The organism is Allorhizobium sonneratiae (assembly GCF_023700755.1).
GTDB classification, from domain to species: domain Bacteria; phylum Pseudomonadota; class Alphaproteobacteria; order Rhizobiales; family Rhizobiaceae; genus Allorhizobium; species Allorhizobium sonneratiae.
On record NZ_JAMKOJ010000017.1, the window covers coordinates 1 to 18188 of the forward strand.

General features: G+C 56.4%; 14 protein-coding genes. 12 read left to right on the forward strand and 2 right to left on the reverse strand.

The features are described from left to right. Positions 1-579 precede the first annotated feature (579 nt). From NAC44_RS20625 to NAC44_RS20645, 5 genes are all read left to right on the forward strand, one after another. Entirely contained in the window at positions 580-1530 is a 951-nt protein-coding gene (locus tag NAC44_RS20625; protein WP_250943533.1) for a phosphoribosylaminoimidazolesuccinocarboxamide synthase, read from the forward strand. Next, positions 1527-2186: a TetR/AcrR family transcriptional regulator gene (locus NAC44_RS20630; protein WP_274706992.1), complete on the forward strand. Its 660-nt coding sequence runs from the start codon at positions 1527-1529 to the stop codon at positions 2184-2186. Before NAC44_RS20625 ends, NAC44_RS20630 begins: the two co-directional genes overlap by 4 nt. 163 nt (positions 2187-2349) lie before the next feature. Next, positions 2350-3573, forward strand: coding sequence for an efflux RND transporter periplasmic adaptor subunit (locus NAC44_RS20635; RefSeq protein WP_250943509.1), 1224 nt, complete (start codon positions 2350-2352; stop codon positions 3571-3573). A 44-nt stretch (positions 3574-3617) separates the two neighbouring features. Then, positions 3618-6749 carry an efflux RND transporter permease subunit gene (locus NAC44_RS20640; protein ID WP_250943511.1) on the forward strand — a complete coding sequence of 1044 codons (3132 nt, stop codon included), beginning with the start codon at positions 3618-3620 and terminating at the stop codon, positions 6747-6749. 115 nt (positions 6750-6864) lie between these two features. After that, positions 6865-8319, forward strand: coding sequence for an efflux transporter outer membrane subunit (locus NAC44_RS20645; RefSeq protein ID WP_250943512.1), 1455 nt, complete (start codon positions 6865-6867; stop codon positions 8317-8319). A gap of 256 nt (positions 8320-8575) precedes the next feature. Here the strand turns inward: NAC44_RS20645 and efp are convergent, their stop codons facing one another. Further along, positions 8576-9145 carry an elongation factor P gene (gene efp / locus NAC44_RS20650; RefSeq protein ID WP_250943514.1) on the reverse strand — a complete coding sequence of 190 codons (570 nt, stop codon included), beginning with the start codon at positions 9143-9145 and terminating at the stop codon, positions 8576-8578. Positions 9146-9318: 173 nt separating this feature from the next. Between efp and epmA the strand changes: the two genes are divergently transcribed. The 7 genes from epmA to NAC44_RS20685 all read left to right on the forward strand — a co-directional run bounded on the left by epmA (position 9319) and on the right by NAC44_RS20685 (position 17725). After that, on the forward strand, positions 9319-10383 hold the full coding sequence (epmA, locus tag NAC44_RS20655) for an EF-P lysine aminoacylase EpmA (protein WP_250943515.1): 1065 nt from the start codon (positions 9319-9321) through the stop codon (positions 10381-10383). Next, positions 10380-11423 (forward strand): lysine-2,3-aminomutase-like protein, encoded by a 1044-nt coding sequence (locus tag NAC44_RS20660; protein WP_250943517.1) that lies wholly within the window; start codon positions 10380-10382, stop codon positions 11421-11423. The genes epmA and NAC44_RS20660 overlap by 4 nt, the downstream gene beginning before the upstream one ends. A gap of 531 nt (positions 11424-11954) precedes the next feature. Then, a complete protein-coding gene (locus NAC44_RS20665; protein ID WP_250943519.1) occupies positions 11955-12206 on the forward strand; it encodes an acyl carrier protein in 252 nt (83 codons plus the stop codon). Continuing rightward, positions 12206-13387, forward strand: a complete 1182-nt coding sequence (locus tag NAC44_RS20670) for an acyl-CoA dehydrogenase family protein (RefSeq protein WP_250943521.1) — start codon at positions 12206-12208, stop codon at positions 13385-13387. Before NAC44_RS20665 ends, NAC44_RS20670 begins: the two co-directional genes overlap by 1 nt. A gap of 3 nt (positions 13388-13390) precedes the next feature. Continuing rightward, complete coding sequence (locus NAC44_RS20675; protein WP_250943522.1) at positions 13391-14290, forward strand: amino acid--[acyl-carrier-protein] ligase; 900 nt, start codon at positions 13391-13393, stop codon at positions 14288-14290. Beyond that, on the forward strand, positions 14254-15258 hold the full coding sequence (locus NAC44_RS20680) for a DUF1839 family protein (RefSeq protein WP_250943523.1): 1005 nt from the start codon (positions 14254-14256) through the stop codon (positions 15256-15258). The genes NAC44_RS20675 and NAC44_RS20680 overlap by 37 nt, the downstream gene beginning before the upstream one ends. Before the next feature lie 19 nt (positions 15259-15277). Then, the gene (locus NAC44_RS20685; protein ID WP_250943524.1) at positions 15278-17725 is read left to right on the forward strand and encodes a glycosyl hydrolase 2 galactose-binding domain-containing protein; all 2448 of its coding nucleotides are present in this window, start codon (positions 15278-15280) and stop codon (positions 17723-17725) included. 68 nt (positions 17726-17793) lie between these two features. Here the strand turns inward: NAC44_RS20685 and NAC44_RS20690 are convergent, their stop codons facing one another. Then, entirely contained in the window at positions 17794-18147 is a 354-nt protein-coding gene (locus tag NAC44_RS20690) for an SH3 domain-containing protein (protein WP_250943525.1), read from the reverse strand. Positions 18148-18188: the final 41 nt, after the last annotated feature.

The following is an 18188-nucleotide window of genomic DNA, read 5'->3' on the forward strand; positions in this document are numbered from 1 at the left end:
ATCCCAAAAAACCGTCAAAACTTCCCTCACGCCCAATCAATCAAACCAGGCCAAAAACATCCCTGTCTTCTCTGTGAGTATTTCAGAACGAAGGAGTTGGTCGCTAGCAGCGCCGCCGCCCTCGTCAGTGAGCGAACGTATAATCCCAGAGCCTCTCGCCAGTCAACAGCCAAATTCAAAAAAATATAACTCTCTTATATCGCATTGAAAATGATGTATTTTTAGCTTGCAAAGCTTCGCTTGTTTTTTCCGGCGGTCATCAGGCGCTCAAAAAAATCTGGCAAAGCCCCCCAACACAGAGGTCTTTACGGGAGCACTATCCATTCCAAGGATATGGAGTTTATATCCAGAAGCCGACGACATCCTCATTTTGCGCGTCCTATATATAGAGAGAACCGTTGCTAGCCTTTCTCCGCGCGGTCCCGTGCTGTCCCATGAGACGAACAGCATCACATTCACTGTCTTTTTCTTTGAAAAAGGTCCTATGATGCGTTACAGCGCCGTGCGCTTGGTAAATGACGTGGGTAATGGGCGTCGTAAGCCATATCCAGACAGGCAGATGGAAAAGAGACCGATATGATGCGCGTTTTGAACGAAGCCTTCTTGCCGGAATTGCCTCATTATTATCATGGCAAGGTACGGGAAAATTACGACTTGCCGGATGGTCGGCGGATCATCATTTCAACCGATCGTCTCAGTGCCTTCGACCGTATTCTTGCTAGCATTCCTTATAAGGGTCAGGTTCTGACGCAAACCTCGCGGTACTGGTTTGACGAAACGGCCGATATCTGCCCAAACCATGTTATCGCCTATCCCGATCCGGTTGTTGTGGTGGGTAAGCGGCTCAATATTCTGCCCGTTGAGATCGTCGTCAGAGGTTATCTTGCCGGAACGACAGGAACCTCGATCCTGACACTTTATAAGAAGGGCCAGCGCAGCATGTATGGCATGCATCTGCCGGATGGACTTCGGGATAATGAGAAGCTGCCCTCACCGGTGATTACACCAACAAGCAAGGAATTCGATGGTGGCCATGATGAGCCACTGACACCGGACGACATCATCAACAGAAAGCTTTTGACCGCCGCTCAATGGGAGCAATTGTCGGCCTATGCTCTTGCCCTGTTTGCCAGAGGTCAGCAGCGTGCCGCCGAACGCGGCCTCATCCTCGTCGACACCAAATATGAATTCGGTACAAACGAAAACGGAACGATCATTCTCGCAGATGAAATCCACACGCCTGACAGCAGCCGCTACTGGATTGCAAACTCCTATGAAGACGCCTTTGTAACTGGAAAGCGGCCTCACAGTTTCGATAAGGATTTTGTCCGCGCCTGGGTAGCAGAGCGCTGCGATCCCTATAAAGATAGCATTCCGGAAATTCCTCAGGATTTGATCGAGGCCACATCCAATGTTTATATCCAGGCCTATGAAGCTATAACAGGTCAACGGTTCACACCTGATCTCAGCGGCGCGACCCCGCTTGAACGTGTCCGTAAGAATATTTTTGCCTATCTAGGAATGGTATGAAGAACACGAAACAAAGATCCCCCGAAAAAATCGGGGCAACGACTCGAAACGGAGGACGAAGGCCCAGACGGCCAGCGGCGGAAACACGGCTTGACATTCTCAACACCGCTGAACGACTTTTTTGCGACCGCGGTTATCAACAGGTGACCATGGCCGATATAGCCATGACACTGCATATGTCACCGGCCAATGTTTTCAAGCATTTCCATTCGAAGATCGATCTGGTGGATGCGATTATTTCCAGTCATCTCGAGAAGAAGCTTCAGGCCATTTCTCACATCAACCTGACCTGCTCCCCTCAGAAAAAGCTCTTTCAGGTTGCGGAAATATTGCTTATCAACTTTAGAGAAGACGTTGCGAAAAATCCACATCTCTTTGAAATGGTGATATTTATTGCCAATATGGAGCTGAAGGCGATTACTCTTTACCGAGACGGACTGATCGCCATCATAAAATCTGTGATCGATGAGGGTGTCGACAAGGGCGATTTTTTTGTTCGCGACACTCACCATGCGGCGCAAACTGCGCTGTGCGCCCTTGAAGGGGTCTTCAATCCGATCACCATTGCCCGGGAAAAGCCTGACACGCTGCTGGCACGCTGCCATGACATTGTTGATCTGATCATTACCGCACTGCAAAACCCACTTGCCAAGTGATATTTTCTGTCCTACGTCACAAAGACGTCGGAACCGTGATTTGGCTTTTTTGCAACAGCTTGTCATGCATTTGGTTTCTGATTGAAAAAATCACTGGGTAGGCTTGTGTTGCGATAACTCTTTTGTGACCTTCTTCCCATCAGGAGCAATGTCAGAGAACCGCATGGCCAGTCTTTCCAGAAAATTGCCGCTTTTCCTAACCCTGTGTTTGGTTTTAGGCGCGTGCAGTGATCAAAGCGGGCAAAAAGATGCCTCCGGTTCAAAAGCCGGTGAAAGACCACCTTCTCCCGTCAGCGTCATCATACTCAAGAAATCCGTCAATCCGCTCACCACAGTTCTTTCCGGTCGGGCGGAAGCTTACAAGACCGCAGACATTCGTCCACGTGTAGGCGGCATCATCAAGCAGATTGCCGTCAAGGAAGGCAGTTTCGTCAAGGCGGGTGATCTGCTCTACAAGATTGACGATGCGACCTACAAGGCTTCGGTCGATCAGTATAAAGCTGCGCTCGAGAAGGCCGAAGCCGCCATCCCCTCGGCAGAATCGAATGTTCAGCGCTATGAGCGTCTCGCCAATAGCGGAGCTTCGCAGAAAGATTACGAGGACGCCCAGACCACTCTCGCTCAGGACAAGGCTGCCGTTGCAGAAGCCAAAGCTGACCTTGAAACCGCCCAGATCAACTTGGACTGGACAGATGTGCGCGCGCCTTTCGACGGCGTGACTTCGGCCACCAATTATTCTGTTGGCAATATCGTCACGGCAAGCCAGACCGATTCATTAATGACGCTGCGTCAGATCGATCCGATCTATATCCAGTTGAACGAGTCCAGCCTGAACCTGATGCGTCTCAGAGACGCCATTGCCGCCGGCAATCAAAAGCGCAAAGCGCCTGATATCGACCGGACCGACATTCGCCTGACCATGGAGGATGGAACGGAATATCCCTATGCCGGCAAGCTGGACATGTCGGAAATGGCCGTCAGCACCACGACGGGCACGGTCTCGATCAGAACTCTGTTCAAAAATCCGCAAAACCTGATTTTGCCAGGTATGTATGTACGCGCCACCATCACGATCGGCCAGGAGGAAGGATATCTCATCCCCCAGCGCGCAGCCAGCCACAATGCCAATGGCGATCTGACGGCAAAATTCGTCACCAAGGACAACAAGGTTGAAACCCGTACCTTCCGCAACAGCAGAATCTCGGGCAATAACTGGCTGGTGACCGAGGGTGTTGCCGATGGCGACAAGTTGATCGTCGATGGTTTCCAGTGGATCACGGAAAACCAGACCGTCAAACCCGTTCTGTCCAGGATCGACGATCAAGGCTTCGTCGTACCAGAACAGCAGGCTGCCGGCTCCTCCGACGGCAAGGCGAAAGCCCCATGATTCTTGTCAGAGCCACCCGCAAAGCGGCGATCGGGATATAGACCATGGCGCAGTTTTTCATTCACAGACCGATTTTCGCCTGGGTCATTGCCATAGTCATCATGCTTGGCGGACTGCTCGCGATCGAGACGCTGTCCGTTTCTCAATATCCGGACATCGCACCGACAACGGTACGCATTACCGCCACCTATACCGGCGCCAGTGCCGATACCGTGCGCAAGACCGTGACACAGGTCATTGAAGACGGCATGACCGGGCTTGATGGCCTGACCTATATGACGTCGTCCTCCACCGCCGGTTCCTCCTCGATCTCCCTGACCTTCGACAACAGTGTCGACAAGGATATTGCCCAGGTTCAGGTGCAGAACAAGCTGCAGCTTGTTACATCGCAATTGCCCAGCGTGGTGCAGAATCTCGGCATTCAGGTGACGCGTTCGACCTCAAGCATCCTGCTGGTCGGTGCGCTGGTCTCCACTGACGGCACGCGCTCGTCGGCTGATCTCGGCGATATTTTCTCCAGCCAGATCGAAGATCAGGTGCAGCGTCTGGACGGCGTCGGATCGATCAATGCTTTCGGATCGCCCTTTGCCATGCGCATCTGGCTCGATCCCTTCAAGCTGAAAAAATTCGAGTTGACGCCGGCGGATGTCACCTCGGCGATCGAAGCGCAGAATACCCAGGTTTCCGTTGGCGCAGTGGGCGGTCTTCCGGCGGCGAAAGGCCAAGAGATCAATGTGACGATGACGGCACAAAGCCAGCTCAGCACCGTGCCGGAATTTGAGCGCATCATCCTCAAAACCGATACGGGCGGTGCTGTCGTCAGACTGAGCGATGTTGCCCGCGTCGAAATCGGCCAGAAGGATTATTCGACAACATCGCGCTCCAACCGCAAGGCGGCGTCCGGCTTTGCCGTCAATCTGGCAACAGGGGCCAATGCGCTGGACACGGCGGCCCGCGTCAAGGCCAAACTTGCCGAAATTGCCACGACTCTGCCGAAAAACGTCGAGATCATCTATCCTTACGACACGACGCCTTTCGTGTCGCTGTCGATTGAAAAGGTCGTTCATACGCTGATCGAAGCGATCGTGCTGGTCTTCTTCGTCCTGCTGATCTTCCTGCAAAATCTGCGCGCCACCTTCATTCCGATGATTGCGGTTCCAGTGGTTCTGCTCGGCACCTTCGGCATTCTGGCGATGGCCGGCTATTCGATCAACACGCTGACCATGTTCGCCATGGTTCTGGCCATCGGCCTTCTTGTCGACGACGCTATCGTTGTTGTGGAAAATGTCGAGCGAATCATGGCCGAAGAGGGGCTTGGGCCGCTTGAGGCAACCGAGAAATCGATGAAGGAAATTACTGGCGCCATTGTCGGCATCGCGCTGGTGCTGACGGCCGTCTTCATCCCCATGGCGTTTTTCGGAGGCTCAACCGGCATCATCTACCGGCAGTTTTCGGTCACAATCGTTTCCGCGATGTTGCTGTCAGCACTGGTGGCCATGGTGCTGACACCAGCACTCTGCGCAACAATCCTCAAACCGATTGATCATGCCAAGAAGGGTCGTGGGCCAGCAGCCTGGTTCAACCGCAATTTCGACCGCACCACACGCGGCTATGTCGGCTCGGTCGGCTATCTGCTGAAGCGGCCAGTGCGCCTGATGCTGGTTTTCGCCATCGTGCTGGGCGGTTGCGCCTGGTTCTTCCTGCGGCTGCCCACCTCCTTCCTGCCTCAGGAAGATCAGGGCGTGCTGATGACGCTCATCCAGCTGCCGAACAGCGCCACCGCCGCCCAAACGGCGGAAGTCATCAAGAAGGTCGAGAATTATTATCTCGACAAGGAAAAAGCCGGCATTCAGGATGTTTTTGCCGTCAACGGCTTCAGCTTCGTTGGATCGGGCCAGAACAATGCGCTGGTTTTTGCCAAGTTGAAGGATTTCGATCAGCGCACCGATCCAAAACTATCGGCATCTGCGATCGTCCATCGCGCCATGGGCTATTTCTTCACGATTCGTGAAGCACAGGTCTTCCCGATCCTGCCCCCCGCCATTCAGGGCCTTGGCAATTCCAGCGGCTTTTCCATGTATCTCGTCGATACCGGCAATCATGGTCAGGAAGCTCTGCAATCGGCCGCCAAACGCCTGATTGCCGAAGCCAATGCCAGCGGCAAGGTTTCCTCGATGCGCAGTGACGACCGATTCGATGAGAATCAGGTCCACATCCTGTTGGATCAGGAAAAGCTCAGTGCGATGGGCGTAGCGATTTCCGATGCGAACGCCATGCTGACGACCATCTTCGCCGGCACCAATGTCAATGACTTCACACTGAACAACAAGATCAAGAAGGTCTATGTTCAGGGCGACGCACCGTACCGGATGCAGGCCCAGGATCTGCAATACTGGTTTGCCCGCAATTCGAGCAATGAAATGGTGCCTTTCTCGTCATTTACCGAAGTAAAATGGACCAATGGCCAGCCGTCGATTTCGGCTTTCAACGGCGTGGCGGCCATGCAACTCGAAGGCACCTCGGCGCAGGGCGTCAGCTCCGGCGACGCGATGAACGAGGTCGAGCGGCTTGTCGCCGGCCTGGGTGGCAATTATCATGTGGAATGGACCGGCATTTCCTATCAGGAACGGCTCTCCGGTTCGCAGGCACCGCTGCTTTACGCCTTGTCGCTGCTGATCGTTTTCCTGTGCCTGTCGGCACTTTATGAAAGCTGGTCCATTCCCTTCTCGGTGATCATGGCCGTGCCCGTCGGCGTTCTCGGCGCTGTGTTTGCCGCCCATATTCTCGGTCAGGATAACGACGTCTATTTCAAGGTCGGGCTGTTGACGACCATCGGCCTTGCGGCCAAAAACGCCATTCTGATCGTTGAGTTCGCCAAGGAACGCCAGGAACATGGCAAGAGCCTTGTCGATGCCGCACTTGAGGCAGCAAGGCTGCGATTGCGGCCGATCATCATGACGTCGCTCGCCTTCATTCTGGGGGTGATTCCGCTGGCGGTGGCAACAGGTGCAGGCTCTGCCGCGCAAAACGCCATTGGTATCGGCGTGCTGGGCGGTATGCTTTCGGCAACACTTCTTGGAATTTTCTTCGTACCGTCTTTCTTCGTTATTGTCCGTGCCTTAACGTCTCGTGCAAAACACGGCGTGCCCCTGACACAACAGGAGCGAAAAAAGTAAGTTAAGAGAATCTTACCACGCCTATACAAGCGGGCTTGGTCATAATATGGAATGAGGCTGATCACACATGTTCATAAGTGTGAGGCCTTTGGTTGGGAAACAGGGATAAAGTGAAATGGTTTCCGTACGCTATGCTGCGCCCTTTGCAATGCTGCTTTTATCCGGTTGTGTCATGGGACCCGACCATACACCACCGCTGACCGCATTGCCGGCCAAGTTCAAGGAAGGCGGGGCTAAATCGGACGGCGACATTTCTACCGTCCAGTGGTGGCGGGCTTTTCATGATGCCCAGTTGAACAAATATGTCGATCAGGGCATCGATCAGAACCTCAATGTTCTCCAGGCCATGGAAAAGATCGAGCAGTCGAAGGCCTCGGTCATCACCGCAGGCGCAGGTGGTCTGCCGAGCCTCACGGCCAGTGCAAGCCAGACGCTCAGCAAGACCAATGGCGGTTACAATTCAACTGCCGAAGCTTCCGACAGTTCTGGAAAGCTCGCCGTCTCCTGGCTTCTCGACCTTTGGGGACAGTATCGCCGTGCTAAGGAGAGCGCTACAGCCAATCTGGAAGCGGCCTATGCCAGCGCAGATACGGCCCGCCTGACCTTCATCTCGGATCTGACGACGGCCTATATCAATGCCCGTTATTATCAGCAGCAGATTGCCATTGCCAACGAAGCGATCAAGTCGCGCAAGGAAACGCTGGCGCTGACGAAACTGCAGCTCGAAGCCGGTGCGGCATCGCGGCTTGACGTTGTCCAGTCCGAAGGTCTGGTGAATTCGCAGATCGCGACCCTGCCCTCCTATGAGGCCAGCTTCTACAGCTATGCCTATCAGATTTCTTATCTGCTGGGCCTGCCTGCCTCGGATCTGATCAACGAACTGAAGAAGCCTGAGCCGCAACCAGTCGCCAGGGGCAAGGTTCTCTCCGGCATCCCGGCAGATCTTATCCGCAACCGTCCCGATATCCGGCAGGCAGAGCGCACTCTGGCCGCCGCCGTCTACAGTATTGGCGAGGCCAAGGCACAACTCTTCCCGAGCCTGACCCTCAGCGGCTCGATTGCGCCGGGCTATACCCATACCTCGTCCAGCAGCGGCACGGCCAATACCTGGTCCTTCGGCCCGTCTTTGAACCTGCCGATCTTTGACGGCGGAACACTGCGTGCCAATGTCAAGAGCGCACAATCGGTTGCCCGTGAAGATTATCTGGCCTGGAAGCAGACAGTTCTTAATGCGGTTCAGGAAGTCGAAAGCGCTCTTGCCGCCTATAACCGCGACGCCCGCGCCGTTGCCGCCAACCGCGAATATGTGAAGAACTACAGAGAAGCGCTGGAACTGTCGACGGCATCTTACAAGAATGGCGCTTCGTCGCTGCTTGACGTGCTGGACGCCCAGCGCAATCTTACCTCGGCTGAATCCAGCCTTGCGCAGTCCATCCAGACCATGGCCAACGACTTCGTCACGCTCAATGTTGCCATGGGCGGCGGCTATGCCTTCAACGGCAAGGTCGAAGACGTTCAGGCACGCCTGAGGCCTGCCGAAATGCCGGCGAGCCTGGCAAAGAAGCCCTGATACGGAAATTGACCGCCTGCCTGCATCATAACCCGGCGCCTTGTGCGCCGGGTCTTTTTTTGCCTGTGCGTTTCAGCGTCCATGAAAAAACCCCGCCATCTTGCCATGGCGGGGTTTTGAAATGCTCTCACTCTATGTTTTTACGCATTTTCCGGACGGAAAACCGCTCTGCGCTTTTCTCGGGATTATGCAGTAGATTGAAAGTGTTACAGCGACCTTTGTGCGCCATATTTGGCGCACGGCGCTGTAAAAACCATCAGTTCTTCGCGCGCTCGACGTAGGAGTTGTCTTCCGTCGCGATGACAACGCGGGTGCCAGCATCGATATGCGGCGGCACCATGGTACGGATGCCGTTGGAAAGCATGGCGGGCTTGTAGGAGGACGACGCCGTCTGGCCCTTGACCACCGGCTCGGTCTCGACGATTTCCAGCGTTACATGGCGCGGCAGTTCAACCGCCAGCGGCACGCCTTCATGGATCGAGAGAATGCAGGTCATGCCTTCCTGCAGATAGGCCTTCTGATCGCCCATGGTATCGACGTCAACCACAACCTGATCGTAGCTTTCCGGATTCATGAAGTGGAATCCTTCGCCGTCTTCATAGAGATACTGGAAATTCACGTCCTCGACGAAAGCGCGCTCGACCTGCTCGGTCGTGCGCCAGCGTTCGGAAACCTTCACGCCGTCAACGATGCGGCGCATGTCGACCTGGGTGACGGGGGTACCCTTGCCGGGATGGAAGTTCTGCGCCGTCAGAACGACATAGAGCTTACCATCGACATCGAGAACATTGCCCTTGCGGACGGAAGAAGCGATAATCTTGACCATGCGGAATTCCTTGTATCTCTCGCTCACACGTCGTAAGGGACGCTCCGGGTCCGGCACGACATGGTTTTAAAGACGTTTCATGGGCCGCACCTAACCTAAATTCGCCCAAATAGCCAGCCCGTTGCAGTCAAGATTTGCGAAGGCCGGTGAAACCGCCATACGAGTGATATACCATGCCAGTTGAAAGCCCTGCCGCCTCTCCCTGGTGGACGCCTTCGGTTCATGCCGACCGCCGCGCCTTTCTTCTCGGCAGAAACCGGATCAAGGCTGCTTGCCTGCAATTTTTCGCCGAACATGATTTCATTGAGGTCGATACGGCTATCCTGCAGATCTCACCCGGCAATGAGGCACATCTTCATGGATTCGCCACCGAAGCACTCGGACCGGACGGGGTCGCTTATCCACTCTATCTGCATACTTCACCGGAATTTGCCTGCAAAAAACTCCTGGCAGCTGGCGAAAAGCGCATTGCCTGTTTCGCCCATGTGTTTCGCAATCGCGAACGCGGTCCGCTGCATCACCCGGAATTCACCATGCTGGAATGGTACCGTTCAGGCGAAACCTATGAGAGATTGATGGAGGATTGCGCAAGCCTTCTCCAGCGCGCGGCCGAAGTGACAGGCGCGCGACAATTCTCCTATCGCGGCGGCGTCTGCGACCCCTTTGCCACACCGGAGCGTCTGAGCGTGGCAGACGCCTTCCAGCGGTATGCCGGCATTGATCTGATGGCCTCCATCACCGCAACGGGTGAGACGGATCGGAACCGCTTTGCCGCTGCTCTTAAACAGGTCGGGATGCGGGTGGCAGACGATGATGGCTGGGCCGATCTTTTCAGCCGCGTTCTCGTAGAAAAGATCGAACCGCAGCTCGGTTTTGGCCGTGCCACCCTGCTCGACCGCTATCCGGTGGCCGAAGCCGCCCTTGCCCGGCGCGCCAGCGACGATCCCCGGGTTGCCGAACGGTTCGAGTTTTATGTCTGCGGTGTGGAACTGGCCAACGGTTTTGGCGAACTGACCGATGCGAAAGAACAGCGTCACCGCTTTCAGGCGGAAATGGCGGAAAAGCAGCGTGTTTATGGCGAAACCTATCCGATCGATGAGGATTTTCTCGAGGCGCTGACCATCATGCCCGCCGCCTCAGGCATTGCACTCGGCTTTGATCGCCTCGTGCTTCTGGCCACAGGGGCGCAACGGATCGAGCAGGTGGTCTGGACCCCTGTCGCAGCGGGACGGTCATGAGTGGCAAGGTGCTGAAATCGGTTCAGGATCTCGCGGAGGCGGGACTGATCGACGCAGAAAACCGTGACGCACTCGATGCCGTCGCTGCCCGCTATGCCATTGCCATCACGCCGGCCATACAGGCCCTGATCGATCCTGCCGATCGGGAAGATCCGATTGCTGCCCAATTCGTACCGCAGGCCGAAGAGCTGACACAGACGCCTCTGGAGCAACCGGACCCGATTGGCGACCATGCCCGCAGCCCCGTTCCCGGTATCGTCCATCGCTATCCGGACCGGGTGCTGTTGAAGGTTCTGCACACCTGCCCGGTCTATTGCCGCTTTTGCTTTCGCCGCGAAATGGTCGGACCGCAAGGCGACGGCTCATTATCGACCCAGGAGGTGGAGGCAGCACTCGGCTATATTCGCAGCCACACCGAGATCTGGGAAGTGATCTTCACCGGCGGCGACCCGCTGATCCTGTCGCCACGGCGGTTACAGGCGCTTGTGACCGCGCTGGCCGGGATCGAGCATGTCAAAATCATCCGGTTTCACAGCCGTGTCCCGGTGGTCGATCCACAACGGATCGACACAGCCTTGATCGATGCCCTGACTGTGAGCGGCAAGATGACCTATGTTGCCATCCATGCAAATCACCCGCGTGAATTGACGGAGGATGCCCGCCAGGCCGTTTTGCGGCTGAGAAAAGCCGGGATCGAAACGATCAGTCAGACCGTCCTGCTCAAAGGCGTCAATGACCGGGTTGAGGTTCTGGCGAAACTGATGCGTGATTTCGTTGAACTGGGCATCCGCCCCTATTATCTGCATCACCCCGATCTGGCGCCCGGAACCAGCCATTTTCGCCTGTCACTCGCCGAAGGGCAGGCACTGGTTGCAGCACTCAGAGGTCATGTATCCGGTCTGTGCCAGCCTCTCTATATCCTTGATATACCAGGTGGTTATGGGAAGGTTCCCGCCGCTGCAAGCCCGATTGAAAAAACCGGTGACAGCTATCGGATCACCGATTTTCATGGCGCAACGCATCTTTATCGGGAAAACTGAAACAGAAAAAACACGATATAGTTGTGAAATCAATTTTACGTACTCGAGAATTGATCACGGATCGCTTTTAACTATACTCTCCTTACAGTCCCAATTTTGGGATAAAATTTCAATTTCCTATTAACAATTACCCTATTTATTACGTATAAAAGCAGTGACTGCCATTTTACAGCATCATGCCTCTTTAAGCTGCGGGGATGGGGCTGTAAAAATTCTTGTTTTTATGAATGATTTCAGGAAAATAAGTGCTCTTCCATGGTGTGGGCAGTTCCTGAACTGTGTGTGATGCACAAAAAGACTGTATTGCAGCCTATTCGCCGTTCTATGCTCGACTAAAATCTTGACCACACGGCTCGAGCATCAGGATTTGTCGTAAAGACAAATGAAAGCAACGAATATTAAGCGCCTGCCTGGTTCAGCCTGAACCTCAAAGACGTTGACACGGGTATCTGGGGACGCTGGATCACTCAAAGGGTCTTTCAACCGGTGCGGGTTTGGACCGATCCGGATAGAGAGAGTGGGGATAAAATGATGAACGACACCATTCGCATACTTCTGGCAAAGGTCGGCAATCTGCCGGTTGGCGCTGACGAGATCAACAAAGACGCGGATCTTTATGCCTGCGGACTGACCTCCTTTGCCTCCGTCCAGCTGATGCTGGCGCTGGAAGAGGCCTTCGATATCGAGTTTCCCGACCATCTGCTCAACCGGAAGTCTTTCGCCAGCATCTCGGCCATTGAGGCGACCTTGCGGAAGATTGTTGAGGAACAGGCGGCTGCGTGATGAACGCACCGCAGTTTACCGCTCACAATGACCTGCTTGCCCGTGCGGGCCGGGTGGTGGCAATAGCAGCCCGCCATGCCGATGGCGTGGATCATGAGGGTCGTTTCCCGGCAGAGGCTGTCGCAGCCATGCGCGCTGAACGGCTGCTTGGTATTCAGATCCCGCGTGATCTCGGCGGAGACGCCGCCGGGTTCGGCGTGATTGCCGAAATCTGCACCGCACTTGGTCAGGCCTGCGCATCGAGTGCGATGATCTTTGCCATGCACCACATCAAATGTTCGAGCCTTGTCGAACATGCCGAGGATAACCCCTGGCAACGGGATTTCATGGCCCGCATCGCAAAAGAACAATTGCTGCTGGCCTCAGCCACAACGGAAGGCGGCATTGGCGGCAATTTGCGCAATTCCATCTGCGCCATCACGGTGGAAAACGGGATATGCCGTCTGGAAAAGGATGCCACCGTCATTTCCTATGGCGACCATGCCGATGCCATTCTGATCACCTCGCGCGCCCACAAGGACGCCGCCGCATCCGATCAGGTGATGACCGTTTTCCTCAAGGGACAGTATACGCTCGAAAAAACCACGAACTGGGACACGCTCGGTATGCGCGGTACCTGTTCCGACGGCTTCCTGTTCAAAGGGGAGGCGCCGGCGGAGCAGATCCTGCCAAAGCCCTTTGCTGAAATTGCCGCACAATCCATGCTGGCCGCCTCGCATATTCTCTGGAGCGGTGTCTGGTATGGCATTGCTGTCGACGCGGTGGCGCGGGCGCAAAGCTTTGTCCGGGCTGCTGCCCGCAAGAGCGGCGGTCAGGTGCCGCCCGGCGCGCTCAGGCTGGCGGAAGTGGCCAATCTCCTGCAAATGGTGCGCTCCAATGTCGTTGCTGCGCTGAAAGCCTATGAAGAGGCCAAGACGGATGCCGACAGGCTTTCGTCCTTTGGTTTTTCGGTGGCGATGAACAATGTCAAGCTCGCCTCGTCCGAGACAATCATCGAGATCATCAATCAGGCCATGCTGATCTGCGGCATCATGGGCTACAAGAACGGCACGCCCTATAGTCTGGGACGGCATTTGCGCGATGCCCATTCGGCCCGGCTGATGATTTCCAACGACCGCATTCTGGGCAACACGTCCACCATGCTTCTGGTTCACAAACTCGATACACGCCTGCTGGGGTAAGCCATGACAACATTTCTCGACCGGCTCTTCGATGCCGGCCTGCTGTTTGAGACGGGTGTCGACGGGCTTTATGGCCGCAGCGGCGCCTTCGAGGACGTGATTGCCGCCTTTGAACGGCTGATTGACCGCACCGGCGGCACGGACGGGGCTGAGGCCATCCGCTTTCCGCCTGGCATGAACCGGGCCTTTTTTGAAAAAAGCGGCTATATGAAAAGCTTTCCGCAGCTTGCTGGCACGGTGCACAGCTTTTGCGGCAATGAGCTTGACCATATCAGCCTGTTAAAATGCATGGATGCGGAAGAAGACTGGACGAAAGAGCAGAAGGCGACTGATATCGTACTGACACCCGCCGCCTGCTATCCGCTTTATCCAACCATTGCCAAGCGCGGGCCACTGCCCGCGACAGGTGCTCTCTTCGACCTGCAATCCTATTGCTTCCGCCACGAGCCATCGACCGATCCGGCCCGCCAGCAGCTTTTCCGCATGCGTGAATATGTGTGCATGGGCACGGAAAGTCATGTCACCGATTTTCGCCAGCTGTGGATGGATCGCGGCACGGCGATGATGCAGGCCGTCGGCCTGCCGGTGGAGATCGATGTCGCCAATGACCCGTTCTTTGGCCGGGCTGGCAAGATGCTGGCCAACAATCAGCGCGACCAGAACCTGAAATTCGAGCTTCTGATCCCGATTACCTCGACCGAAAAGCCGACCGCCTGCATGAGCTTCAACTATCATCAGGACGCCTTCGGCACGAAATGGGGGCTGACGCTGGACAATGGCGCGGTGGCGCACACCGCCTGTGTCGGCTTCGGGCTGGAACGCATCGCGCTGGCGCTTTTCCATCACCATGGACTTGACGTCAAGACATGGCCGGAAGCGGTGCGCCAGACCTTGTGGGGCTGACCATGCCGCTCTTTCCTCTCGATCCGGCAGGCTATCAGCCGCATGCACTGCATAGTGCCGAACGCATGTGGCCGCAGACCAATTGCTATGTCGATCTGTGGATCGAAATTCTGAACGCCCTAGGCACGGAACCGCGTGCCATGCTCGGTTTCACCGTGACCCAGGATTTCGAGGGCGATCAGTTCACCTTCTTCAAGGTGCCGCTGGAAGACCTCGAGGCGCTTTATGATATCCGCGTCACGGAACTGGCAATTTTCGACGACGTTGCCGCCCATGTGTGCACCCAGCTTCAGCGCGGACGCCTCTGCCTCGTCGAAATGGACAGTTTTTATATGCCCGATACGCGCGGTGTCGGCTATCGGCAGGAGCATGGCAAGACCACGGTCGGCATCAACCGGCTGGATCGGGCAAACCGCAGTATGGATTATTTCCACAATGACGGTTTTTTCCGCGTCGAGGGCGATGATTTCGACGGGCTGTTTCAGAACAAAGCCGCAGACGATGCCCTGCCCTTCCTGCCCTATACGGAATTCGTCAAATTTCCAAAGACCCTGCCGGATGAGACCCATATCCGCAAGACGGCGGAAGCGCTGCTTCAGCGCCATCTTGCCCGCCGTCCCCAGGCCAATCCGCTTGCCGCCTTTGCCGCTGTCTTTGCCGAACAGGTGAGGGCCATTGCCGAACGCCCCTTCGGCTTTTTCCATAAATACGCCTTCAACACGGTTCGCCAGTTCGGCGCCAATTTCGAGCTTTTGGCCAGCCATCTCGACTGGCTTGATGCGAACCGCTATACGGCCGAAAAAGAAGCGGCGCTGAAGATTGCCGAGGTGGCAAAATCGCTGCAGTTTCAGCTTGCCCGCGCCGTCACCCGGAAGAAATTTGAGCCGCTTGCCACCGCACTTGACCCGGCCATTGCTGCATGGGACAGCCTGATGGACAGGCTCAACCGGTCATTCCGACACCCATAACAAAGCAGCCAGCCAAACCATGCTGACCATCTTTGCCGACGCCGATATCCGCCCGCTCGAAGGTGGCTGGACCATGCTCACCACGGAGGCAGGCGCGCATTCCGGCCCGGAAAACCTGCCACAGGCGGGATTTCGCATCCCCGGCAGAGTGCCCGGTACGGTGGCGGGGGCGCTCGCCAGCGCTGGCCTCTTCGACCCTGAAAAGCCGATAGCGCTGCATGACAGGGATGTCTGGTATTTAAGATCGCTGGAAGGCGAAGCCCCGGGCGTGGCCATTCTGCGTTTCGAGGGGCTGGCGACCATCACCGAAATCTATCTCAACGATGAGCACCTTCTTAGCTCAAACAGCATGTTCGAGGCGCATGAGGTAGCTGTGATGCTGACCGGCCATGACCGGCTGGCGCTTTGCTTTCGTGCGCTTTCCTCCCATCTTGCCAAGCGGGGACCACGCGCCCGCTGGCGGCCGCAGATGTTTTCCACCCAAGGCCTGCGGCTGACCCGCACAACGGCACTCGGCCATATGCCCGGCTGGTGTCCGCCAATCGACGCTATCGGTCCCTGGCGGCCGATCAGCCTGATCCGGCCCGGAAAACACACACTGACCGACATGGTGATGACCACCGATCTCGATGCGGATGGCAGTGGTCACCTCGATCTGACCTTTCGTCGGGAAGCCGGTTCTTGTGCGGCAAGGCTCTCCTGCGGCGGCAAAAGCGTGGACATCGACTGGAGCGAAAACGGTGACGGCCGTGCCCGGCTTGCCCTGCCCGGCATTGCCCCGTGGTGGCCCGCCACCCATGGCGAGCCAGCGCTGCATACTGTGACGCTGACGCTTGAGGGGCAACTTTTTTCCCTCGGCCTGACCGGATTTCGTCGCATCCGCATCGACAGAGGCGCCGATGGCCGGGATTTTTCCTTGATCGTCAATGGCGAGCGGGTGTTCTGCCGCGGTGCGGTCTGGACCAGCGCCAATATCCTGACGCTGACCGGAGAGGCGGAGGATTACGCCCCCTTTTTGGCGCTGGCGAAAGAAGCAGGCATGAACATGATCCGCATTGGCGGAACCATGGCCTATGAAAGCGCCGATTTCTTCAAGCTCTGCGACCGCTTAGGGCTGATGGTCTGGCAGGATATGATGCTGGCCAATTTCGATTATCCGGCAGAGGCGGGATTTGTCGATGCCGTGACCCGCGAGGCCGAACAGCTTTTATCGTCCAGCATGGGCTCCCCCTCACTGGCGGTGCTGTGCGGCGGCAGCGAAATCTATCAGCAGGCGGCCATGCTCGGGCTTGGCGAAAACCAGTGGCAAAACCCGATCTTCACCGACCTTTTGCCAAAGGTAGCCGCGCGGCTGAGACCGGACATCGCCTATGTCGAAAACACGCCCATCGGCGGGGCCATGCCCTTTTCCCCCAATGCCGGTCTTGCCCATTATTATGGTGTTGGGGCCTATCAGCGCGATCTCGACGATGCGCGCCGCAGTCAGGTGCGCTTTGCCAGCGAATGCTTGGCCTTTGCCCATGTGCCGCAGCAGGCGACACTGGACAGCCATCTTGCCGTGCCGCCGGTGCAGGACCCGCGCTGGAAGGCGCGTGTGCCGCGCGACAACAGGGCTAGCTGGGATTTCGAGGATATTCGCGATCATTATCTGGCACGGCTTTATGATGTCGATCCCGCCCGATTAAGACGCGAAGATCCTGAGCGCTATCTGCATCTGTCGCGCGCCGTGACCGGCGACGTACTGGAAGAGGTCTTTGCCGAATGGCGCAGGCCCGGTTCTACCTGTCATGGCGGGCTGATCTGGACCTTTCAGGATATCATGCCCGGCCCCGGCTGGGGGCTGGTGGATTCCACCGCAACGCCGAAACCGGTCTGGTATGCGGCACGCCGCGCCTTCGCATCTGTCAAAATTGCGCTGACAGATGAGGGCACCAACGGTTTGGATCTGCATCTCATCAACGATCAGAACCTTGAAAGACCGGTGCATCTATCACTCGCCTGCCTGCGCCAGGGCAAAACCCCTGTCGTGAGCGCAAAGTGCAACCTGACACTCGCCCCGCATTCCGCCAAGACACTTGCGGCCACCGATCTGTTCGGCGCGTTTTTCGACACCACCTATGCCTTCCGCTTCGGCCCGCCCGCCCATGACGTGACGGTGGCAAGCCTCAGTGATCTGCAGACCGGTGCGCTTGTCTCACAAGCCTTCCACTTTCCCCAAGGCCGCAGCTCAGCCCTTTATGACGGTCAGATATCGGCGAGGCTCGAAGAGAATGACAGCGGCTGGAGCCTGTTGCTCAGTGCCGAGCGGCTGGCACAATCGGTGAATATCAGGCTCGATCATGGCCGGGCAGACGACGATTTCTTTCATCTTTCGCCGCTAGCACCTCGCCGTGTACGGCTCTTGAGCGAGGGACAAAAACCCTCCGGCGAGGTGGTGACCGCTTCAGGCGAGCATCTTCGGTTCTAGAGTTTGTCAGGGAAAAGTGGTTACCGGTTTTCCCGCAAAGACAAACGAAAACAAAGAGTGATAGCGTTTCAGGCAAGACCGCCTTCGCTCAGATTGCGGCTCGGCACCCAGCCCTCCTCACCCGCCAGATTGCGGCACCAGACCCAGCCATGCAGCGCGCTCACACCATAAAGGATTTCGTCCTGTTCGCAGCTCAATTCCATGGCAGAGTAAGTGTCAAGCGCGATGGCGTGATCCGCCTCAATACGCACCAGACGATCAGGGATCCAGCCTTGCCGACCATCCTCGGCAATTGCCCATAGCCAGCGATGGCCTTCCCATATGTCTTCGCGACCCGTCAACACCAACCGATCACCCTGAAAACAGGCAATCGGGTCGGCATAGGATCGTTCATGCGGTTTAATGACGAGCATCGGCTTCATGGATTGCACCCTCAACCATATATCGCAAAATTCGGTGCGAT